The sequence below is a fragment of the Paenibacillus sp. SSG-1 genome (assembly GCF_002224835.1).
Lineage (GTDB): Bacteria > Bacillota > Bacilli > Paenibacillales > Paenibacillaceae > Paenibacillus_AQ > Paenibacillus_AQ favisporus.
This window is the reverse complement of record NZ_MBRK01000001.1, coordinates 1,458,237-1,481,278: the sequence shown is the minus strand read 5'-3', so window position 1 is coordinate 1,481,278 and position 23,042 is coordinate 1,458,237. Positions and strand designations below refer to the sequence as shown.

Annotated in this window: 18 protein-coding genes; all 18 read right to left on the bottom strand. The window is 53.9% G+C overall.

Annotated features, from left to right (window positions below; translation table 11 throughout):
- Nucleotides 1-166 precede the first annotated feature (166 nt).
- The 18 genes from BCV73_RS06945 to BCV73_RS06855 all read right to left on the bottom strand — a co-directional run bounded on the left by BCV73_RS06945 (nt 167) and on the right by BCV73_RS06855 (nt 23,001).
- Nucleotides 167-1,156, bottom strand: coding sequence for a polysaccharide deacetylase family protein (locus BCV73_RS06945; protein WP_089546567.1), 990 nt, complete (start codon nt 1,154-1,156; stop codon nt 167-169).
- A gap of 588 nt (nt 1,157-1,744) precedes the next feature.
- On the bottom strand, nt 1,745-3,841 hold the full coding sequence (gene pnp / locus BCV73_RS06935; protein WP_076168037.1) for a polyribonucleotide nucleotidyltransferase: 2,097 nt from the start codon (nt 3,839-3,841) through the stop codon (nt 1,745-1,747).
- A gap of 150 nt (nt 3,842-3,991) precedes the next feature.
- Complete coding sequence (gene rpsO / locus BCV73_RS06930; RefSeq protein ID WP_076168040.1) at nt 3,992-4,261, bottom strand: 30S ribosomal protein S15; 270 nt, start codon at nt 4,259-4,261, stop codon at nt 3,992-3,994.
- 161 nt (nt 4,262-4,422) lie between these two features.
- A complete protein-coding gene (locus BCV73_RS06925) occupies nt 4,423-5,403 on the bottom strand; it encodes a bifunctional riboflavin kinase/FAD synthetase (protein WP_373309536.1) in 981 nt (326 codons plus the stop codon).
- A complete protein-coding gene (gene truB, locus BCV73_RS06920; protein WP_089546565.1) occupies nt 5,403-6,323 on the bottom strand; it encodes a tRNA pseudouridine(55) synthase TruB in 921 nt (306 codons plus the stop codon). Before truB ends, BCV73_RS06925 begins: the two co-directional genes overlap by 1 nt.
- Entirely contained in the window at nt 6,320-7,297 is a 978-nt protein-coding gene (locus BCV73_RS06915; protein WP_089546564.1) for a DHH family phosphoesterase, read from the bottom strand. The genes truB and BCV73_RS06915 overlap by 4 nt, the downstream gene beginning before the upstream one ends.
- Nucleotides 7,298-7,322: 25 nt before the next feature.
- The gene (gene rbfA / locus BCV73_RS06910; RefSeq protein ID WP_076168050.1) at nt 7,323-7,676 is read right to left on the bottom strand and encodes a 30S ribosome-binding factor RbfA; all 354 of its coding nucleotides are present in this window, start codon (nt 7,674-7,676) and stop codon (nt 7,323-7,325) included.
- Between the two features lie 14 nt (nt 7,677-7,690).
- Complete coding sequence (gene infB, locus BCV73_RS06905) at nt 7,691-10,315, bottom strand: translation initiation factor IF-2 (protein ID WP_089546563.1); 2,625 nt, start codon at nt 10,313-10,315, stop codon at nt 7,691-7,693.
- The gene (locus BCV73_RS06900; protein ID WP_076168054.1) at nt 10,308-10,631 is read right to left on the bottom strand and encodes a YlxQ family RNA-binding protein; all 324 of its coding nucleotides are present in this window, start codon (nt 10,629-10,631) and stop codon (nt 10,308-10,310) included. The genes infB and BCV73_RS06900 overlap by 8 nt, the downstream gene beginning before the upstream one ends.
- Entirely contained in the window at nt 10,624-10,932 is a 309-nt protein-coding gene (gene rnpM / locus BCV73_RS06895) for an RNase P modulator RnpM (protein WP_076168056.1), read from the bottom strand. Before rnpM ends, BCV73_RS06900 begins: the two co-directional genes overlap by 8 nt.
- Nucleotides 10,933-10,957: 25 nt before the next feature.
- Nucleotides 10,958-12,055 (bottom strand): transcription termination factor NusA, encoded by a 1,098-nt coding sequence (gene nusA, locus BCV73_RS06890; RefSeq protein ID WP_076168058.1) that lies wholly within the window; start codon nt 12,053-12,055, stop codon nt 10,958-10,960.
- A gap of 38 nt (nt 12,056-12,093) precedes the next feature.
- On the bottom strand, nt 12,094-12,555 hold the full coding sequence (rimP, locus tag BCV73_RS06885) for a ribosome maturation factor RimP (protein ID WP_076168060.1): 462 nt from the start codon (nt 12,553-12,555) through the stop codon (nt 12,094-12,096).
- 195 nt (nt 12,556-12,750) lie between these two features.
- Nucleotides 12,751-17,067 (bottom strand): PolC-type DNA polymerase III, encoded by a 4,317-nt coding sequence (locus BCV73_RS06880; RefSeq protein ID WP_089546562.1) that lies wholly within the window; start codon nt 17,065-17,067, stop codon nt 12,751-12,753.
- A gap of 197 nt (nt 17,068-17,264) precedes the next feature.
- Nucleotides 17,265-18,713, bottom strand: a complete 1,449-nt coding sequence (gene proS, locus BCV73_RS06875) for a proline--tRNA ligase (protein ID WP_089546561.1) — start codon at nt 18,711-18,713, stop codon at nt 17,265-17,267.
- A gap of 52 nt (nt 18,714-18,765) precedes the next feature.
- Complete coding sequence (gene rseP / locus BCV73_RS06870) at nt 18,766-20,037, bottom strand: RIP metalloprotease RseP (protein ID WP_076168067.1); 1,272 nt, start codon at nt 20,035-20,037, stop codon at nt 18,766-18,768.
- A gap of 216 nt (nt 20,038-20,253) precedes the next feature.
- Nucleotides 20,254-21,393 (bottom strand): 1-deoxy-D-xylulose-5-phosphate reductoisomerase, encoded by a 1,140-nt coding sequence (locus BCV73_RS06865; RefSeq protein ID WP_089546560.1) that lies wholly within the window; start codon nt 21,391-21,393, stop codon nt 20,254-20,256.
- Nucleotides 21,394-21,411: 18 nt separating this feature from the next.
- Nucleotides 21,412-22,212 carry a phosphatidate cytidylyltransferase gene (locus tag BCV73_RS06860; RefSeq protein WP_089546559.1) on the bottom strand — a complete coding sequence of 267 codons (801 nt, stop codon included), beginning with the start codon at nt 22,210-22,212 and terminating at the stop codon, nt 21,412-21,414.
- Nucleotides 22,213-22,233: 21 nt separating this feature from the next.
- On the bottom strand, nt 22,234-23,001 hold the full coding sequence (locus BCV73_RS06855; protein ID WP_076168074.1) for an isoprenyl transferase: 768 nt from the start codon (nt 22,999-23,001) through the stop codon (nt 22,234-22,236).
- Nucleotides 23,002-23,042 lie beyond the last annotated feature (41 nt).

Below are 23,042 nucleotides of genomic sequence, written 5' to 3'. Positions count from 1 at the left end.
GTTTATTTTTTTCACGCGAGAGGCCCTCCTAAAATTAATCCAATGAACCTCCAGGCTGCCCCTGTCCAGTTCTAACTAGTAATCCGTTCTTCATGCAAATGATGGCCGAGCCGTAACTTTCCTGACTAAAGCCAGCGCAATCCCTATCCTATCAAAAAAAGCCGTCTCACTCAACCTTGGGCGCCGTGACTCTCTCGGGGGACAGCGTCTGGCTGACCGTACCCAGTACAAGGCCTCTCGCCTTGATCACCCGGATCATGCCCTTCAGCGCCTGGGAGGAGGAGGAGGTCGGATGCATCAGAATCAAGGTGCCCGGCTCCACTTTGGCCGAGATCTTGTTGACGATGGAATCCGGTGAAGGCTTCCGCCAATCCACCGTGTCCAGTGTCCACAGAACCGTCTTCAGGCCGAGGCTGGCGGCGATTTGGACTGTCTGCTGATTAAAATCTCCGGAAGGCGGGGCAAACCACTTGTTCGTCACACCCAGTGTATCCTTCAGCAGCTGCTGGGTTTTACTGATTTCGAGCGTGGCCCGTTCGCGGCTCAGCTGGCTCATGTTGGGGTGCGTATACGCATGGTTCTCCAGCTCATGCCCCCGCTTTTGGATCTCCTTGGCCATCTCCGGATTTTTCTTCAACCAGCTTCCGTCAAAAAAGAAGGTTGCCTTTACGTTCTCCGCATCCAGCGTATCGAGCATCGGAACGATGTACTCGTCCCCCCACGCGACGTTAATCATCAGGGAAACCATCGGCTTTTTCGGGTTCCCTTTATAAATCGGTTCAGCCGCCAAATCGCCCAGGTTCACCTTGGGGGGAATTTGACGGTACACATATGTAATCGGAGCCGTGGCTCCCTGGGCCTTAGCCCGCTTATAGGTCTCGTCTACGTCGATCTCCAGGCCGTTGTACCCCGGAATGGCCTTCCAGACGCGGTCCACGACCGCATCCACCGGTAGAATCCTCGTGGCCTCGGCCTTCTCCTGAATCTGCTTGTACAGCGGATCCAGCTGCTTCTCGTCCGTCTGGGGCTCAAACGCGGTTTGAGCAGTCAGGTGGTGCCGTACGTCCTGAAAATAGTCCCCGACCGCACCGGTCTGCGCGAGCCCGACGATGGTGGCAAAACAGGCAAGCACGATGGCTGTCCGTCTCCCGTTCATTTTTCCGCTCATCTCCCTTAACATACTTTGTCCCATCATATGAAGGGACGAGCGGGATTATGAATGGAGGCCGCGAGAGAGCGTCCGGAGGTTTTGACCGCATTCAAAGGTAATTTTTCTTGCAATATCAGAGGCAATGGCTTTGGAGTATATCCATTCTGGTCTCATAAGAAAAAGTCTATCGAAGCACCTCCAGAGAAGACAGACCGCGTTTAAAGGTGTTTTTTCTTGCAATATCCGGAGGCAATGGCTCTGGAGTTTATACTATCTGATATTATAAGAAAAGCGTCTATCGAAGCACCTTCAAAGAAGACAGACCGCGTTTAAAGGTGTTTTTTCTTGCAATATCAGGAGGCAATGGCTCTAGAGTTTATACTATCTGATATTATAAGAAAAGCGTCTATCGAAGCACCTTCAAAGAAGACAGACCGCGTTAAAAGGTGTTTTTTCTTGCAATATCAGGAGGCAATGGCTCTGGAGATTATACATTCTGATCTCATAAAAAAAGAGCCAGAAGTGAGTACTTTCTGTCTCTTAGACTGCATATGGTAGCAAGCGTGGCTTCTTGACGAAGCCGCTCCGCTTGATTTAAGCCTTGGATTCTGCAACCAATACCGCTTTGCGCGACAGGTTGATACGCCCCTGCTGGTCGATCTCGGTCACTTTGACGGTGATCGTATCTCCGACATTCACGACGTCCTCAACTTTGCCGACACGCTCGGTCGAGAGCTGAGAAATGTGCACAAGTCCCTCTTTATTCGGAAGCACTTCGACGAATGCGCCGAATTTCTCGACCCGTTTGACGGTGCCGACATAAATTTCGCCGACTTCGACTTCACGGACGATGCCTTCAATAATAGAGCGGGCTTTCTGGTTCATTTCCTCATTGGACGATGCGATGAAGACGCGTCCGTCCTGCTCGATGTCGATCTTCACGCCGGTTTCCTCGATGATCTTGTTGATGATCTTGCCGCCTGCGCCGATCACGTCGCGGATCTTGTCCGGATTGATGTTCATGACGATGATCTTCGGAGCATATGGAGACAACGTCTCTCTTGGCTTCTGGATCGCTTCCATCATTTTGCTCAGGATAAACATCCGGCCTTCTTTGGCCTGCTTCAGAGCGTCGTTCAAAATCTGGCGGTCAATGCCGGCAATTTTGATGTCCATCTGAATGGCGGTTACCCCTTCAGCCGTACCGGCCACTTTGAAGTCCATATCGCCCAGATGGTCTTCCATCCCCTGAATATCCGTCAGAATGGATACATGCTCTCCGTCTTTAATCAGACCCATGGCTACGCCGGCAACCGGCGCCTTAATCGGTACCCCGGCATCCATCATGGCCAGCGTGCTTGCGCAAATACTTGCCTGGGATGTAGAACCGTTCGACTCCAGCACTTCGGAAACGAGACGAATCGTGTACGGGAACTCGGTCTCCGATGGAATGACCTTCGACAGAGCGCGTTCACCCAGCGCGCCGTGGCCGATTTCGCGGCGTCCCGGTGCACGAAGCGGACGAGCTTCGCCTACGCTGAACGGAGGGAAGTTATAATGGTGCATAAAGCGTTTGGTTTCCTGCAAATCGATGCCGTCCAGAATTTGCACGTCACCGAGCGCACCCAACGTACATACGCTGAGAGCCTGGGTTTGACCACGAGTGAACAAGCCTGTACCATGCGTGCGCGGCAGAATGCTCGTATCGCATTCGATCGGACGGATCTCGTCCAGACCCCGGCCGTCAGGACGGACTTTATCGTGGGTGATCAGGCGTCTTACTTCTTCTTTGACAATATCATGCAGCACTTCTTTGACATCTTTCAAGAGCTCAGGCGTCTCTATGTATTTTTGTTCAAAGAAAGTTACCGTTTCTTCGTTGATCGCATCGATCGCATCCTGGCGCGCATGCTTCTCGGCAATGCGTACCGCTTCTACGAGGCGCTGTGCAGCGAATTCGCGTACTTCGGCATTAACCTGAGCGTCAACCGCATGAAGCTTCACTTCCATTTTCGGTTTGCCGGCTTTTTGCGTCAGTTCGTCAATGACGGACACGATCTTTTTGATTTCCTCGTGACCGAACATAATTGCTTCCAGCATCGTTTCCTCAGGAACCTCGTTCGCCTCGGCTTCAACCATCATGATGGCGTCTCTGGTGCCTGCGACGACCAGGTAAATGTCACTTTTCTCCTGCTGCGCGATGTCCGGATTAATAATAAATTGTCCGTCTACGCGTCCTACGATGACACCGCCGATCGGTCCGTCAAACGGCACGTCCGAAATGCTCAGCGCTGCGGAAGTACCGATCATGGCCGCAATATCCGGCGAGCAGTCCTGATCCACGCTCATGACAAGGTTCAGCACCTGCACATCGTTACGGAAGCCTTCCGGGAACAGCGGACGAATCGGACGGTCGGTCAGACGGCTGGCCAGAATGGCCTTCTCGCTCGGTCTGCCTTCCCGTTTGATAAAGCCGCCCGGGATTTTACCTACGGCATACAATCTTTCTTCATAGTTTACAGTCAGCGGAAAAAAGTCCAGATCCTTCGGTTCGCTGGAGGCGGTCACTGTACAAAGTACGGCCGTTTCCCCGTAGCGGACCATCACGGCGGCGTTAGCCTGCTTCGCGAGGCGTCCGGTCTCCATGACCAAGGTTCTGCCGCCCAACTGCATTTCAACACGACTTTCCATGAAATCCCTCCTTTATTACTCAATCAGTATTCCCCAGATGGGGATAATTCATATAGTCCTGCATAAAAAGCAACCCGGTTGCCCCGCTGTCACTCCTAGAAGGACAAACGGTGAACAACCAGGCTGCTTTCCGTAGAACAATATGGATTATTAACGACGCAATCCAAGTTTTTCAATCAGAGCGCTATAGCGTTTAACATCCTTGTTTTTCAAGTATGCCAACAGCTTACGGCGTTGACCGACCATTTTCAAAAGACCGCGACGGGAATGATGATCCTTCTTGTGCGTACGCAGGTGGTCTGTCAAATTAACGATGTTCTCCGTAAGGATAGCAATTTGCACTTCAGGAGATCCTGTATCGGACTCATGAGTTTTGTGCTCTTCGATCAGTTGTTGTTTGCGTTCTTGAGTCAATGCCATCCTGTTCACCTCCTTAACATAAATAATCGCCGTTAGCCTAGAAACCGTCGGTGAGATCGTGTATCCAAGCTAAGGTTTCCTTCAGCCCATGGGCATCCAGCAACGTTTATCAGTATAGCATACTTCACCGGCAAAAGTAAATGTTCGCCAGCGCGTAAGCTTTAGCGGCCCGACTTCAAAAGTTCTCTGGCGCGATCCGCGTCCGCCTGGATCTGGGCGATGAGTTCCGGTACGGAAGGAAACTTCCGCTCATTCCGGATAAAATGGACCAGCTCCACCGAGACATGCTCGCCGTAAATTTCCCGGTCAAAGTCAAACAAGTGAACCTCAAAGCTTGGCACCGTTTCGTTCTCATGAAACGTCGGTTTAACCCCCACATTCATGACGCCGGGAAAAATCCTTCCGTTCAAAAAGGCTCGTACCGCGTAGACACCCTTAACCGGAATGACGAACTTATCGTCCAGTTTCAGGTTGGCCGTCGGAAAACCGATGGTACGGCCGCGTTTTTCTCCGCCGACAACGGTTCCGCGCAGCCGGTAGCTGCGGCCGAGCAGACGGCCGGCCCGCTCCAGGTCACCCCTTTGCAGCGCTTTGCGAATTTCCGTACTGCTGACCTTGCCGCCTTCCAGTTCGAACGGCGGGATGACTTCGACGTTCAGCCGGCCGTCCCCCAGCAGGCGAAGCATCTCGGCATTGCCTTCCCCCTTGTGGCCAAAGCGGAAATCGAAACCGACCACGGCCGCCTCGATGCCCAAGGGAAACAGCACACCTTCCACAAATTCCTGCGGACTTACATGGGAAAAGGAATCGTTAAACTCAACGACGTATACGATATCGACCCCCAGGCCGGCCAGCAGCTCCTGCTTCTCCTGCAGGGGCGTCAGGCTGCCCTCGTAGTCCCCTTTCTTCATCACGTCCTTCGGATGCGGATGGAATGTCATGACTGCCGAAGGGATGTGCTTGCCCTTTGCCAGATTCACCGCAGAAGAGATGACGCTGGCATGACCAAGGTGCACTCCGTCGAACTGTCCGATGGCTGCGACCTGCGGCTGGGTATGCTCCCGGATGACCTCCGCAGGCAGCGGGTACGATAAATATACGGTCTTCACTGTTCTTTCACCTGCAATTCCATAGATAATCATTATGACTCTGGCAGAAATACCTTGACCGGAGCGATGGCCCCCGTCTCTGCCTGTTTTTCGAAAATGCCGAGAAACGTTCCCTTTGGATCATACAGTCGTATGCATCCGGGCAGCATGACCTCCGGCGTTACCGCTCTGCCCGAGAGCCTCTGACCCTGCAAGGCGGCTGCCGCCTTGTCCTCGGCTACGGTATGTGCCGGAAGATGCCGGACCGCTTCGTCGACCGGAATCAAATGCTCGTCCAGCTCACCCGTCGCCGTCAGGCGCTCGATATCTTCGAGCGTGAGGCACTTCGAAGCGGGAATTCCTGCCGACATCGTGCGCTCCAGCTTCACCATCGTTGACGGCAGATGCAGAGCCCGCCCGATATCTACGCATAACGTCCGAATGTACGTCCCCTTGGAGCACAGAACCCGAAAGGAAATGTCCAGATAAGGCCCTTGCCAGGCCGAGCCGGTCATTTCAATTTCGTGAATCGTCACCTCGCGGCTTTTGCGCTCAACCGTCTTGCCCTCCCGGGCCAGCTCGTAGAGCCGTTTGCCTCCGACCTTGACCGCAGAGTACATGGGGGGCACCTGGGAAATCGTCCCTTCAAAAGAGCGGAGCACCTTCTCCACATCTTCCGGCGTGACATGGACCTCGTCCACAGATTCCGTGACCGTACCGGTCAAATCCTCAGTATCGGTGGCAATGCCCAGCCGCAGGGTAGCTGCATATTCCTTCGGAAGCTCCTGCATGTACTCCACCACCCGGGTCGCCCGGCCAAGGCAGAGCGGCAGAACACCGGTAACTTCGGGATCCAAGGTTCCGGTGTGCCCAATCCGCTTCATTTTCAATATACGGCGCGCCTTGGCAACGACATCGTGCGAAGTCATCCCCGCCGGCTTGTCGATGGCCAATACACCTTCTAAGCTGCTCATAAAAATTGTCTCACCCGTTCTATAACCTGAGGAATAATCGTATCCAATGTTCCTTCGATCCGGCACCCCGCTGCGCGGACATGCCCGCCGCCACCAAACGTCTGCGCCAGGGCAGCCACGTCAACTTTACCTGCAGAACGCATGCTTACTTTGACCGCTTGGTCATTGATCACTTTGAATAAAATGCCGACCTCGACGCCCTGAATATTCCGCGGATAGTTCACGATTCCTTCCAGGTCATCGTTGGCCGCGCCGGCTTCCACCATATGCTCGGGAGTGACGTATACCCAGCTGATTTTGCCGTCCGGCGTCATCTCGAGTGTATTCAACGCTTTGACCAGCACTTTCATCTGGGGCAGGGTCATTGCTTCAAGCAGGGTCTCCGACAGCTCCGGCCCGTTGACCCCATAGCCGAGCAGCTCGGAAGCCGCCGCCATCACTTTAGGGGACGTATTGGAATAACGGAAACCGCCGGTGTCCGTCAGCAGCCCGGTGTAGATCGCGGTCGCAATCTCCTTCGTCCATTGAAATCCGAAAGCATGGATCAGGTCATACAAAATTTCGGCTGTCGCCGCAGCGTCCGGCTTAATCAGCGTCGTGCTCCCGTAGCCGTTGTTGGTCGGGTGATGATCGATGTTCAAGATCAAGGCATCCGGAGCGAAGCATTGCTGCGTCAATCCCACTCTCCCAAAATCGGCGCAATCCACACAAATGACATGCTTGAATGAACGTTCCGGTGGATGAAGCTCCATATTCACGATCTGCTCTGACAGGCATAAAAATTTCATCCGTTCAGGAATCGGCCCTTCATTGATCAGAGTAAATTTTTTGCCCAGACATGAGAGAAGCCAGCCCACGGCAACTGTGGAACTGACTGCATCTCCGTCCGGCTGAATATGAGACACTACAAGATAATCATCATGCGTCAGCAAAAACTCCTTTGCCTGCTCAAGCGATTGTTCATAGGTCTGCATTGGCCGTCTCCTTTAAATCTTTTATTTAGTTATCTTCGTTTTTTCCGATTTCACCGAGGAGCTTCTCGATGTGACTGCCATACGCGATGGATTCGTCAAACTTAAAAATCAGCTCCGGGGTATGGCGCAGCCGGACTCGCTTGCCGAGCTCCGAGCGGAGAAAGCCGTTCGCCTTCTCCAGAGCCTTCAGCGTGTTGTTCTTCTGCTCGTTATCCCCCAGAACGCTTAAATAAACTTTCGCCTGCGACAAATCGTTCGTCACATCCACACCGGTTACGGTAACGAAACCGATGCGCGGGTCCTTCAGTTCGCTTTGGATCAGCTGGCTCAGCTCTTTCTTGATCTGCTCTCCAACCCGTCCAGCCCGAATTTTAGCCATGCCTGTTCACCTCTCTACTTGCGCTCCACCGTTTCCATGATGAACGCTTCAATAACGTCGCCTTCCTTGACGTCATTATAGCTTTCCAAAGTAATGCCACATTCATAACCCTGTGCCACTTCTTTAGCGTCGTCCTTGAAACGTTTGAGCGTATCGATCTTACCTTCATGGATGACGATGCCGTCGCGGATCAGGCGGACTTCGGCGTTACGCGCGATCTTGCCTGACGTAACCATACATCCGGCAATCGTACCCACTTTGCTGATTTTGAAGAGGTTGCGCACTTCCGCGTGGCCGATAACCACTTCTTTATATTCCGGATCCAGCATGCCCTTCATGGCCTGCTCGATTTCTTCAATGACGTTGTAAATGACGCGATGCAGGCGGATATCCACTTTCTCCTGCTCGGCGGTTGCGCCGGCCTGCGGATCTGGACGGACGTTAAAGCCGATAACGATCGCATTGGACGCCGCTGCCAGAATGATATCGGACTCGGTAATAGCCCCTGCGCCGCTGTGGATGATTTTGACGCGAACGCCTTCCACTTCGATCTTGGAGAGCGAGCCTTTCAGCGCTTCGACCGAACCCTGCACGTCGCCTTTGATGATGACGTTCAGGTCCTTGATCTCGCCGTCCTTGATGTGCTTGAACAGATCGTCCAGCGTGACGCGGACGTTGCTGCCAAGATCGGACTGACGCTGGGTGATGGCACGTTTCTCGGCAATCGAACGGGCCTTGCGCTCGTCTTCAAATACCATGAACGGATCGCCGGCAAGCGGAACCTCGGTCAGACCGGTGATTTCCACCGGCGTAGACGGTCCGGCTTCCTTCAAACGGCGTCCCTTGTCGTTGACCATCGCCCGGACGCGGCCAAAGCAGTTGCCTGCCACAAACGCATCCCCGACTTTCAGCGTACCGTGCTGTACCAGCACGCGGGCTACCGGTCCGCGGCCTTTATCCAGCTCGGCCTCGATCACCGCACCGCGGGCGCGTTTGTCCGGATTCGCTTTGTATTCGTTCACTTCGGCGACCAGAAGGATCATCTCAAGCAGATCCTCAAGCCCCATTCTTTGCTTCGCGGATACGTTGACGAAAATCGTGTCTCCGCCCCACTCTTCCGGAACGAGACCGTATTCGGTCAGCTCCTGCTTCACTTTATCCGGATTAGCATCCGGTTTGTCGATTTTGTTCACCGCCACGATGATCGGCAGCTCGGCTGCCTTCGCGTGGTTGATAGCTTCCACCGTCTGCGGCATGACGCCGTCGTCGGCAGCGACCACAATGATCGTAATGTCGGTAATTTGCGCACCGCGCGCACGCATGGCCGTAAACGCTTCGTGGCCCGGCGTATCAAGGAAAGTAATCTTCTTGTTGTTGATTTCCACCTGATAAGCACCGATGTGCTGGGTGATGCCTCCGGCTTCGCCGCCGGTTACGTTCGTGGAACGGATGGCATCCAGCAGCGTCGTTTTACCATGGTCGACGTGACCCATGATGGTGACAACCGGCGGACGCGACTTCAGATCAGCCGGATCGTCGTTCTCTTCGACGGTCTCGAAGCGATCGTCCTCGACCACGATCTTCACTTCGACTTCGACGCCGAATTCGCTGGCAAGCAGCAAAATCGTATCGATGTCGAGTTCCTGGTTGATCGTTGCCATGACGCCCATCTGGATCAGCTTCTTAATGACTTCGGAAGCATCCTTATGAAGCAGTTTGGCCGTTTCGCCAACGGTCATGTTGCCGCGGACGATAATCTTCTTCGGCGTGTTGTCGATCTTCTCGCGCGGCGGCTGCTGAGACTGTTGTCTGCCGCGGTTGTTCTTACCGCCGCGATTGTTCCGGTTAAATCCTCCGCCCTGGCGGTTGTCGTCAAAGCGTTTCGAACCGTTGTTATTGCCGCGGTTCTGACCGCGATTGCCGCCGCCGCGGTTATCGTTGCTTCTGGAGAAGTTGTTGTCGCCGCCGGCGTTTCCTTGAGGACCGCGGTTTCCGGTGGATTGCTGCTGCGGGCGTCCTGCGCCCGAGCGCTGGCCGCCACCCTGCTGCGACCCTTGAGGGCGATTGCCGCCTTGACCGGATCCTTGGGGGCGATTGCCGCCCTGGCCGGATCCTTGCGGACGGCCTCCTTGAGAACCTTGATTCCGGTTATTCGATCCGGCACCCGCGCCTTGCGGACGGTTGCCCGATCCATTCGATTGACCTTGCGGTCTGCTTTGCTGAGATCCTGAGTGACTTCTGCGGGAATCTTGCCCGCCCTGCGGTCTTTGCGACCCTGTTTGTGTGGTGTTATTCAATTTATTATTCATACCTACCTGCTTTTCCTGTTGTTTTTGTGATGGGTCCGATCCGGCTGCCCGGCCGCCCTGGTTACGCTGAGTGCCTGCCTCGTTTCTGACCGCGGAAGTGCTCGCCACGGTCTGGCGGTCTCCGCCTTCCCGCTTGGCGGCCGCATTCGACTTAATATCCTTGAAAAATTGTTCCACCTTCGAGACCGCATCATTCTCCATAACGCTCATATGATTGTTAACGGGAATATCAAGCCTTTTCAAAATGGTTATGATTTCCTTACTGCTCATATTAAGTGATTTTGCATATTCGTACACGCGCAGCTTATCTTTACTGTCCTGTTTACTCAATATACTCCACCTCCGAATTATCTCCAAGACTCTTGGAGATCATTTCTGCGAATCCTTGATCCGTAATGGCGAGCACAACCCTTTCGGGCTTTCCAATGCTTGTGCCCAGGCTTTCCCGGTCAAATCCGATCACCAGAGGAATGTTGTATGTTCCGCATTTGTCGCGGAACTTTTTTTGTGTATTGGCTGAGGCGTCAGCCGCCAGCATGACCAGTTTCGCTTCGGAAGACCGGATCGCTTTCAGGACGATTTCGTCGCCGGTGACCACTTTCCCCGCCCGCATGGCAAGACCCAGGCGGGATAAAGTTTTACTCATCAACCGAACGTTCCTTTACGGCCAAAAATTCGTCTTCCACGAGCACAAAGTCATCTGCGAGCTGTTCGTAAATTTCCGGTTTGACATGATGCTTCAGAGCCCGATCCAGTGATTTGTTCTTCTGTGCCAGTTTAAAGCAAGATACTTTGCCGCAGAGATAAGCCCCCCGGCCCGACTTCTTGCCAGTCAGGTCGATCAGTACTTCATCTTCCGGCGTTTTGACAATACGGATCAGTTCCTTCTTGGGCATCATTTCCTGGCATGCCACGCATTTGCGCAGCGGGACTTTTCTTTGTTTCATGCCGCGACCCCCGTCCTGTTTGGAATTAATCGACGGAGACGGAATCTTGGTGCATTTCACCCGAGGATGTTTTCGGTCTGCCGAATTCCTGTTCCGCCTGGCTCTCACTCTTAATATCGATCTTCCACCCTGTCAGCTTGGCTGCAAGGCGGGCGTTTTGCCCTTTGATCCCGATGGCGAGAGACAATTGATAATCCGGCACGATGACACGTGCCATCTTCTCGTCTTCAAATACAATCACTTCCAGAACTTTGGAAGGGCTGAGGGCATTGGCCACATACTCTTCCACCTGTTCGGAATAACGGACGATGTCGATTTTTTCACCGCGCAGCTCATTGACAATGGTCTGCACACGCAAGCCCTTCGGCCCGACGCAGGAGCCGACAGGATCCACTTCCGGGTTGCGGGAATACACCGCGATCTTCGAGCGGAATCCGGCTTCACGGGCGACGGAGCGAATTTCCACGACACCGTCAAAAATTTCCGGGACCTCCAGCTCAAACAATCGCTTCAAGAGCCCCGGATGCGTCCGGGACAGCATAATTTGCGGCCCCTTGGTCGTATTCTCCACCTTCGTGATGTAGGCTTTGATCCGGTCGCCGTGCTTGAACTTTTCGTTCGGCATCAGCTCGTTGAGCGGCAGCACCGCTTCCACCTTGCCCAGATCCACGTAGAAGTTGCGAGGATCCTGGCGCTGGACCGTACCGGTCACGATATCCTCTTCTTTGTCGACGAAGGCGTTATAAATCAGGCCGCGCTCCGCCTCGCGGATCCGCTGCGTAACGACCTGTTTGGCCGTCTGGGCGGCAATCCGTCCGAAATCCCGGGGAGTGACCTCGATTTCCGCAATATCGTCAATTTGGAAATGCGGATTGATCTCGCGAGCGGCAGGCAGGGAAATTTCGGTGCGGGGATCCAGCACCTCTTCCACGATCAGCTTGCGGGCAAACACTTTGATAACCCCGGTATTCCGGTTCATGTCGACGCGAACGTTCTGCGCCGTGTTAAAATTCCGTTTGTAGCTGGAGATCAGCGCCGCCTCAATGGCTTCGAACAAAATGTCCTTGCTGATTCCTTTCTCTCTTTCCAACTCATTCATCGCTTCAATAAAATCCATACTCATTGGAAATCAATTCCCCCTTTCAAAGTGCAGCCTTGTATTTAAAAAATAATCGCCAGTCTGGCGCTGGCAACTTTTGCATACGGGATGCTGTATTCCTTCTTGCCCGCAGAAATGACAAGAACGTCGTCCTCGAACGAAAGAAGCCGGCCTTCAAATTCCTTCTGGCCTTCTACCTGCTCGTAAACCGTTACAAAAACATCTTTGCCGACGGCTTTGGCTACGTCTTCCTTCTTCTTGAGCGGACGTTCGGCGCCAGGGGAGGAGACTTCCAGAAAGTAAGCTTCGGGAATCGGATCGTTCTCGTCCAGCTTCCCGCTCAGATACTCGCTGATCATCCCGCAGTCATCAATGTCGATGCCGCCTTCCTTGTCAACAAAGACGCGAAGAAAGTAGTTGCTGCCTTCCTTCACGTATTCGATGTCGACAAGCTCGAAGTTATGCTCATCCAAATAGGGCTGTACCATTTGTTCCACAATTCCTTTGATCTTCGGTGTGCTCAAAGATTATAACCTCCAAGGCTTCAAATATCCTATATACCAAAGAGTAAAGAGTGGGTCGCCCCACTCTTTAAACAACGGTTTTATCTACATGATTACCAAAAAAATTATAACATAGTCTGGCAGTACTGACAAGTATGATGCCTTGACTAAACCTTGTGCAGCAAGGGGTTAGGGCGTTGCACACAAAAGACGGAATTAAAATAACGAAAGCTGGTTGCTCTCCGGAAGCCCCCTGAAGCAGCCCATTCCCGTGAGCAGCTCGATGATCGTCTTGCTCGCTTTGGATTTCTGCTGGAAATCCTCAATGGAGAGAAACTCCCCGTATTCGCGGGCGGCGGCGATGTTCTTGGCCGCGTTATCCCCGATACCGGCCAGCGCCGAGAACGGTGGAATCAGCGATTCTCCGTCCACCGTAAACCGGGTAGCATCGGAACGATACAGATCGATCGGCTTGAACGTAAAGCCGCGTGCGGTCATTTCCAGCGCCATCTCGAGGATCGAGAGCATGCTTTTTTCCTTGGTCGTCGCCTGGAAGCCCTTCTGCTCGATCTCTTCGATTTGCCGGTAGATGGCCTCATAGCCCTGGCAGCACAGCTCGATATCGAAGTCTTCTGCCCGGACCGAGAAATAAGTGGCATAATATTCGATCGGATGGTACAGCTTGAAGTAAGCCGTGCGCACCGCAGAGATAACATATGCAGCGGCGTGCGCTTTCGGGAACATGTACTGGATTTTCAGACAGGAATCGATATACCACTGCGGCACCTTGCACCGCTTCATCTCCTCGATCCATTCCGGCGTCAAGCCCTTGCCCTTACGTACGCTTTCCGTAATTTTAAACGCCAGGCTCGCATCCATGCCGGCTTTATAAATCAGGAACAGCATGATGTCGTCACGGCAGCCGATCACCGTTTTGATGTTGCAGGTGCCGTTCTTGATGAGCTCCTGTGCATTGCCGAGCCATACGCCCGTTCCGTGGGACAGGCCCGAGATTTGCAGCAAGTCGGCAAAGGAGGATGGCTTTGACTCAATCAGCATCTGGCGGACGAACTTCGTCCCCATCTCCGGCACGCCGTAGGTGGCCACCGGTGTCCGGATTTGTTCGGGCGTTACCCCGAGCGCCTCCGTTGAGTTGAACATGCTCATGACCTTCGGATCGTTCATCGGAATCGTCGTCGGATCGACCCCTGTCAAATCCTGCAGCATCCGCATCATGGTCGGATCATCGTGCCCCAGAATATCGAGCTTGAGCAGGTTCGCGTCGAAGGCGTGATAATCGAAGTGGGTCGTCTTCCATTCCGCGTTCGTATCGTCAGCAGGGTATTGAACCGGCGTGATGTCTTCCACTTCCATGTAGTCAGGGACAACGACGATACCGCCCGGGTGCTGGCCCGTGCTCCGCTTGACGCCGGTGCATCCGGCGGCGAGCCGGTTCAGCTCCGCTCCGCGCCACTTTTTATGGTATTCCTCTTCGTATTTCTTTGTATAACCGAATGCCGTTTTTTCCGCCACGGTACCTATGGTTCCTGCGCGGAAAACACATTTTTCGCCAAAAATCTCTTTTGTATAGTTGTGTGCCGTCGGCTGATATTCCCCGGAAAAGTTCAAGTCGATATCGGGAACCTTGTCGCCCTTAAAGCCAAGGAACGTTTCGAACGGGATATCCTGGCCTTCGCCCTTCAGCATTTGGCCGCAGTTCGGGCATTGCTTGTCCGGAAGGTCAAATCCGCTTGGCACGCTGCCGTCCAGGAACCATTCGCTGTGCTTGCATTCCGGATTTTTGCAAATATAATGCGCGGGCAGCGGGTTAACCTCGGAAATGCCGAGGAAGGTTGCGACGACGGACGATCCGACGGATCCCCGCGAACCGACAAGGTAGCCGTCCTGGTTCGACTTTTTCACCAGCCGCTCGGAAATGAGATAGTTGGCGGAGAAGCCGTATTTGATAATCGGCTCCAGCTCCTTCTCCAGCCGTGCGACGACAACTTCCGGCAGGTCTTCGCCATAAATCGACCGCGCCGTGGCATAGCAAGTGTTGCGGATTTCCTCATCCGCCCCCTCGATAATCGGCGTAAACAGCTTGTCCGGGAACAGCTCGTATTCCTCAAAGCGGTCGGCCAGATCGTTGGTATTTTTCACAACCACTTCCATCGCCTTCTCCGGACCAAGGAACTCGAATTCCTCCAGCATCTCTTCCGTTGTCCGGAAATGGGCATCCGGCTTGCGGATATCTTTCAGCGGGCTGAAGCCTGTGATGCCGTGAATCGTAATGTCCCGGAACAGCTTGTCCCGCGGCTCCAAGTAGTGCACATTGCCGGTGGCGATCACGGGCTTGTTCAGCTTTTCCCCGATCTCGCACACGGTTTTGATGGCGTTCTTCAGCTCTATTGTGCTTCCGACGAGCCCTTTTTCTACAAGGTGCATGTACATCGTCAGCGGCTGAATTTCCAAAATATCATAAAACTCCGCCACCTCGGTCGCCTCCTCCACCGTCTTGTTCAGCACGGTTTCGAAAAACTCGCCCTTCTCGCAGCCGGAGATGACCAGCAGCCCTTCGCGCATCTCTTCCAGCTTCGATTTCGGGATGCATGGCACCCGTTTGAAATATTCGGTGTGCGACATCGACACCAGCTTGTACAAGTTTTTCTTGCCGATCGGGTTCAGCGCGTAGATTCCGCAGTGGAACGGACGAGAATTGGATAGATCCTTGCCGACGTAATCGTTCAGGCGTTCCAGGCGGGTCAGCCCTTTGATCTTCTCGGCATCGGCCAGCAGTCCGTCCAGAATGCCGGCGAGGGCAATCGTATCGTCAATCGCCCGGTGGTGGCTTTCCAGCGCAACTTTATACTTATCCGCCAATGTGTTGAGGCGGTGGTTTTTCATCGTCGGGTGAAGCAATCTGGCCAGCTCCAGCGTATCCAGCGCCGGGTTGTCCAGTTCCGGCATGCCGAGCCCCTTCAGGGCAGCCTGGATGAAGCCCACGTCGAACCGTGCGTTGTGAGCCACAAGTACGCCATCACCGACAAACTTGACGAAGTCCTGGATGACGGGCTCAAGCTCCGGCGCATCCTTGACCATCTCGTCGTTAATGTTGGTCAGCTGCTGGATGTGATACGGTATTTTTTCATGCGGGTTAACAAACGTTGCGTAGCGGTCGACTTCCTTGCCTTCATGCATTTTGACGGCCGCAAGCTCGATGATTTTGTTGTTCGTGATCGACAGGCCGGTGGTCTCGATATCGAATACGATGTATGTCGCAGACTTCAAGTCCATCGGCTTCGGCTGCATGACGACCGGAACGGAATCGTTCACCACGTTGGCCTCGACGCCGTAAATCATCTTGATGCCGTTTTTCTTCGCGGCTTTCGCCGCTTCGGGATAGCACTGCACGCCGCCGTGATCGGACACGGCAATCGCTTTGTGGCCCCACTTGGCGGCTGTCTTGATGTACTGGTCGATTGGCGTCACGGCGTCCATTGTGCTCATCGTTGTATGCAAATGGAATTCCACCCGCTTCTCCGGAGCATTATCCTTGCGGGTAGGTGGCGCCTGGACTTCGATCAAATCCGAAGGGATCATGACCAGCTCGGGAATCGTCATAAAGCGGTCCATCTCGACGCGTCCGCGGGCTTTCACCCATTTGCCGTTGGCGAGCAAGCTCAGAACTTTGACGTCTTCCTTCGTCTTGGCAAACATTTTCATCTGCAGGGAATCCGTAAAGTCCGTCAGGTTAAACATGAACAGCGTGCTGCCGTTGCGCAGCTCTTTGCGGTCCAAGCCAAAAATCGTGCCCTGAACCGTAATTTTCTTCTCTTCGTCCTGGATTTCCTGAATCGGAACCGGCTGCTCCTTGATATCGTAACCGACCTGAAGAAAGACTTCCTCATCGTCACCCTCGGCAGCGCGCGATTCCGCCTCCATGCTGGAAATCATCTTCTGGATAACCTCACGCTCTTCCTCGAGCTTCTTCTGCTCGAACTCCTCGTACATTTCCCGCTGGATTTCGCCGACTTGGATTTTGACGCGAAGAGGAACCTCGAAGTAATGCGCGAAGAAACGAGTGAGCGCCTGGTCGATCTGCTTCTTTCTCGCCAGCTCCAGCGACGTATTGTCGGACATCGTGACCATCAGGGTTTCCCCGTCCAGCTCATGCTTAGCCCTGGCCATCCAGCCGTTGACGGAAGGTATTTCGCGGTGTACCCATTCCAGGAAAAGGTTCCAGTATGCGCCGACGATGTCTTTGCGGTCTACTTCGTCTGCATATCTGAACACAAACGACAGCTTTGCAATATGCTGCATTTTCTCCTGAAGCCTCAGACAGAACGTCCGGTACACCTCACCGGGGACCAAGGTTTCCTTCCAAATGGTGATTCTCCATTCCTGATTGCTCCGGCTGATCTCCACCTGTTCGATATGACCATCCAAAAAATAGGGATCCACGATCGCGGGCGGTATTTCCCCCTGCTTCATCAGCAGCTCGAACCGTTTTCTCTTTTCCCCCACGTTTTCCATGCTCTCCTCCCCCTTTAAAGCGCTAATCCATAAACATGAAGAGCCTCTGTTCACAAAAATGTCTCGATCTCGTGCACCGACTCATTTCTGGCAGAAGCTCCTCATTCATTATTTCATCCGGCCTCTCTACCGATCCGCCGGGTTCTTCCCTGCTTATGCGGGAAACGAATCAAACTCGCAGCTTGGCTGCCGCAGTCTTAATACGCTCTGGCAAAAACGACGGTGTGCTTGGCAGGCTGCCCGCATACCAGACAGGTATGCTTCTCTTCCGCAGGCTCGAAAGGAATGTTCCGGCTGGTTGCCCCGGTCTCTTCCTTCACCTTGCTCTCGCAGGCTTCCGAACCGCACCATCCTGCCAGTGTAAATCCGCGCTGCTGTTCCATGCTGTTCTTCATTTCCTCCAGCGTATCCACCGAATAGAAATGGTCGTTCATAAACTGCTTCGCACGATCGAACATTTCCTTCTGTACCTGATCCAGCATCGTCTGAACTTCTTCAACCAGGTTGGCCTGCTGAACGACCTTCTTCTCGCCGGTAATCCGGGAGACGAGCACGCAGACGCCGTTCTCCATGTCACGTGGACCGATTTCCAAACGGACCGGAACGCCGCGCATTTCGTATTCGTTGAATTTCCATCCCGGACGAAGGTCGCTGCGGTCGTCCACGCGCACGCGGATGCCTGCCTGCTTCAGCTCGGCGAACAGCTCGTCCGTACGGCCAACGACAGCATCCCATGTTTTCGGCGGGCCGATCGGAATCATGATCACCTGCGTCGGAGCCACCTTAGGCGGCAGCGCCAGGCCGCGGTCATCGCCGTGCACCATAATCATCGAGCCGATCAGGCGCGTGCTAGTACCCCAGGATGTCGTATGCACGTATTCCTGCTTGTTGTCTCTGCTTAAGTATTGAATGTCAAACGCCACCGCAAAGTTCGTGCCCAGGTAGTGGGAGGTTCCCGCCTGAACCGCGCGGCCGTCCTTCATCATCGCCTCGATGGAGAACGTCTCCACCGCACCGGCGAATTTCTCGGAAGGCGTCTTCTGGCCGGTAATGACCGGAATCGCCAAAAACTCTTCCACGAATTGACGGTACACTTCCAGCATCTTCATCGTTTCTTCGCGTGCTTCGGCTTCCGTCTCATGAGCGGTATGGCCTTCCTGCCACAAAAACTCGCTCGTGCGGAGGAACGGCAGCGTGCGCTTCTCCCAGCGGACGACGTTGGCCCACTGGTTAATGAGCACCGGCAGGTCGCGGTAGGATTGGATCCATTTGGCGTACATGTGCCCGAACATCGTCTCCGACGTCGGACGGATCGCCAGACGCTCCTCCAGCTTGTCTCCGCCTGCCTCAGTTACCCAGGGAAGCTCGGGATTAAAGCCTTCGACATGCTCTTTTTCTTTCTGGAAAAAGCTCTCCGGAATAAAAAGCGGAAAATAGGCGTTGCGATGACCCGTTTCCTTGAAACGGCGGTCCAGATCACGCTGGATGTGCTCCCAGATTTCGTAGCCGTCCGGACGGAAGACGATGCAGCCGCGGACCGGCGAATAATCCATCAGATCGGCTTTCTTGATCACATCAATATACCAGCGGGAAAAATCTTCTCCCTGCGGCGTAATCTCCGTCACAAATTGTTTATCGTTTGACATAAAAATGGACTTCCTCCCAAGTTCACCCCGTTCTAGCCGGGGACATCATTAGTTATCCGTTAATCAATCGTAATATATCATTGTAGGTTACGGCAATCATTAATAGGAACAGCATGGCGAAGCCCACAAAATGGACCATGCCTTCCCGGCTCGGATCGATCGGCTTGCCCCGCAGCGCTTCGACACCGAGGAACACCAGCCGGCTTCCGTCCATCGCCGGTATCGGCAGCAGGTTGAAGATCCCCAGGTAGAGGCTGAGAATCGCCGCCCAATACGTCAGCTGCACGATGCCCTGCTTCGCGATCTGGCCCGTCACCTCGAACGTCCGGACAGGTCCGCCCAGATCGTCCATGTTAAACTGCTTGATCAGCTGGCCGAAGCCCTCGAAAATAATTTTGGTCGTATCGACCATCGCAACTCCCGCTCCGCTGAACGTTTCGCCGATCGACGCCTTGCGGCTTGGCAGCTGCGGCGTAATGCCTACCTTGCCGCCTTCCTGGCCTTCCATTGCACGCGGAGTCAGCGTCACATTAAATACCTCGTCTCCCCGCCGGATCGTCCATTCCATCGGCTTGTCCTTGGATTTGGAGGTCAAATCGATCATTTTCTGATAATCCGCGCCGATCTTCACGCCATCGATCGAATCGATGATGTCGCCCTTCTTCAGGTTCGCTTCATAGGCAGGCATTCCTTTGGAGATGTCGCCGATCTGCACGTACGTCGGATTTTCCAGCGGAATCCCCGCCATCTGCAGATGGACCCCGAAGAGTACGAAGGCCAGAATAAAATTCATCAGCGGCCCCGCAAAAATCGAAAGCGCGCGCTGCCCCACCGTCTTGCTGGCAAACTGGCGGTCTCTCGGGGCTATTTGCGTCTCATGGGATTTGGCGACCAGCATCGCCTTCGGATAAATCGGATACTGCTGGCTCTCACCGTCCACGTTCAGGCGGACCTTCAAATCATCGACCATATCGATGAATTCCACTTCTCCGCGGATGACGTTCTTTCGGTTGTCCAGCTGATCCAGATATATTTTCTTGACTTCGCCGCCGCTGACGCGAACCGCGATGGTCTGACCGGGGTGAATTTCCACAATTTCAGGATCTTCCCCCGCCATCCGGGCATAACCGCCAAAAGGCAGCAGCCGCAGCGTAAACTGCGTTTCATTCCGTTTATAAGAAAACAGTTTCGGACCGAAACCGATCGCAAATTCCCGTACCAGTATGCCGGCGCGTCTGGCAAAGTAAAAATGGCCCCATTCATGCACCGTCACGATGACGAAAAACATGAGTACCGTCAAAAATACTACCTGCACCATTTCCAAGCGTCGCATCCCCCTTAATTTGTCTGAGACCGAAGTTTCTGTCGCATCTATATCATCAGATGGATTAAAGCCCACAGCGCGAAAAGAAGCTCGTCTTTAATTCAGTCTATATAGATTATCATTATTCTCCGGTCCCGCACAAGAGAATCACATTCTCGTCATTTTTTAAAATCAGGGGAGTAGAGTGATGTATTGTTATGCCGCTTGCGTGCCCGCCTACAGCTTGGCAGCAAGAAGCCGCGTATTCCGGTCGCACTCCTCAATGTCCGCCAGCTGCGGATTCGAAATGTTGGCGTGCCGGTCAAGCACTTCCTCAATAATATCCTCTATTTGTAAAAACGAAATCTCCCTGTTTAGAAACCGGCCTACCGCCACTTCGTTGGCTGCGTTAAAAGCGGTGGTTGCTGTACCACCCATTTTACCACATTCAAAGGCAAGTCTTAAACAAGGGAACCGCTCCATGTCCATTTCTCTAAAATGCAGCTTGCCCACTTCGGCCAGCGACAGCCGTTTTGCAGGCGAATCCCAGCGTTCCGGGTAGGTCAGTGCGTACTGGATCGGTACGCGCATGTCCGGATTGCCCAGCTGGGCGATGATACTCGTATCGCGGAATTCCACGAAAGAATGAATGATGCTCTCGGGGTGAAGCAGCACGTGGATCTGCTCATACGGCAGGCCGAACAGCCAATGGGCTTCAATCACTTCCAGCCCCTTGTTGACCATCGTCGCCGAATCGATGGTGATTTTCGCCCCCATCGACCAGTTGGGATGCTTCAAGGCATCCTCCACCGTCACCGATTGAAGCTGCTCCCGGGTCAAATCCCGGAACGAACCGCCGGAAGCGGTCAGCGTGATACCGGCCAGGTCATCGCGGCGTTCACCGTTCAGGCATTGAAATATAGCCGAGTGCTCACTGTCGATCGGCAGCATATTCACGCCTTTTCGCTTAATGGCCTCAGTGACAAGATGTCCTGCGGTTACAAGCGTCTCCTTGTTGGCCAGTCCAATGTGCTTCCCGGCTTCGATCGCCGCCAGCGTGGAATGCAGCCCCATGCTGCCTACCACTGCCGTTACGACCGTATCGGCGTCCGTGCCGGCCGCTACCTCCACCAGCCCTTCATTTCCATAGAAAATTTCCGTACTTGGCGAAACCTGCGTCTTTACCTGTTCAGCCAGTTCTTTGGTCGCGACCGAAACCTTCTTCGGTCTGAACTGATGAACCTGCCGGAGCAGCAGCTCCACGTTCGACCCGGCCGCAAGCCCTTCAATTTGAAAATGCTCCGGATGCTTCGACACGACATCCAGCGTCTGCGTGCCGATCGAGCCGGTAGAGCCGAGAACGCTTAATTTCTTCATATTGAACCTTCTCTCGTATTAATAAGGCATCAGCATCATGATATGTACGAACGGAAATACGATAATCCAGCTGTCGCAGCGGTCCAGGATTCCCCCATGACCCGGCAGCAGATTTCCCGAATCTTTGATGCCGTATACACGCTTGTACGCCGATTGGACCAGATCCCCAAGCTGACCGGCCACCGCGCATGCCAGGCCGATCGCCAGGGCTCGTCCGATCGTGAGCAGACCGCCCGACAGAAGCGCAAAGACCGCCGATGTCAACATGGCGATGATGACACCGCCAAGGGCGCCTTCGATCGTTTTATTCGGACTGATCGCCGGCCACAGCTTGTGGCTGCCAATCCATTTGCCCACGAAGTACGCTCCCGCATCGCTCGCCCAGATCGACACCAGCAGCAAAAACGTCCAAAACACCCCGTGCCCGTCCGGGGCGCTGCGGGATTCGGCTATGTACGAAAAGCCGACGCCCACATAAACGGCTCCCAGAAAGAGCAGGGAAGTCATCTGAATGTCCATCTTGTTTTTGGTAACGACGGTCACCAGCAGGAACAGGAACAGAAGCAGCCAGATGACGTGCCCGAGTGGAAGCGGAAAACTGATATCCAGCAGCTTCCACGGGAACATAAACACAAGCACGCCCAGGTATCCCAGCATGGCCGTACCGCTAAACGGGGATACCCGGGTCATTTTTACAAATTCATAATATCCGATCATTGCCATCGCCAGGACTAGAATGTGGTACGGCAGGCCGCCAAGCAGGCAAAATCCCAGAAAAACGACACCCGCAACAATTCCTGTGATCAGTCGTTGTTTCAACGGTATTCATCCCCCATCAGGCTAAGTCAGTCCGCCGTATCGACGCGTTCTGCGCTGGTATTCAGCAACCGCTTCGTATAAATGATTTCGGTTAAATTCAGGCCAGTAAATATCGGTAAACCACATTTCGCTGTACGCGAGCTGCCACAGCATGAAATTGCTGAGCCGCATTTCGCCGCTCGTCCGGATAATGAGGTCCGGATCCGGCATGCCTCCCGACAGCAAATGACGGTCAATCAGCTCAGGGGAAATCTCGTCAGGCGACAGCCTGCCTTCCTGAATCTGTTTACCCAGCTCCTTCATGCAATCCGTCATTTCCTTGCGGCTGCCGTAGTTGAGGGCGAAATTGAGGACAAGACCGTCATTGCCGGCCGTCCGGCGCATCGCTTCCTCCATGGCATTCAGCGTGTGCTGCGGCAGACCGTCGCGGTCACCCATCATGCGGACTTGCACATTTTTTTGGATCAATTCGTCCAACTCGATCGCCAGAAATTCCTGCGGCAGACGCATCAGAAAGTCGACTTCGTCTTTGGGACGCTTCCAGTTTTCCGTAGAGAAAGCATACAGCGTTAAATATTTAATGCCCAGCTCGTCGGCAGCAATGGTTGCCCGCTTCACTGCCTTCATCCCGGTCTGGTGCCCGACGATTCGCGGCAGCCCGCGACTTTTGGCCCAACGCCCGTTGCCGTCCATAATGATGGCCACATGCTCAGGAACGTTGTCCATGGATCGCTCTGGCAAAAGCTGCGGGTCCTTCTGTTTCCACCACGATCGAACTCGTTTGATCATTCTAGTTCCTCCAAGCGGGTTTCTGCAAAAAAGACACAAAC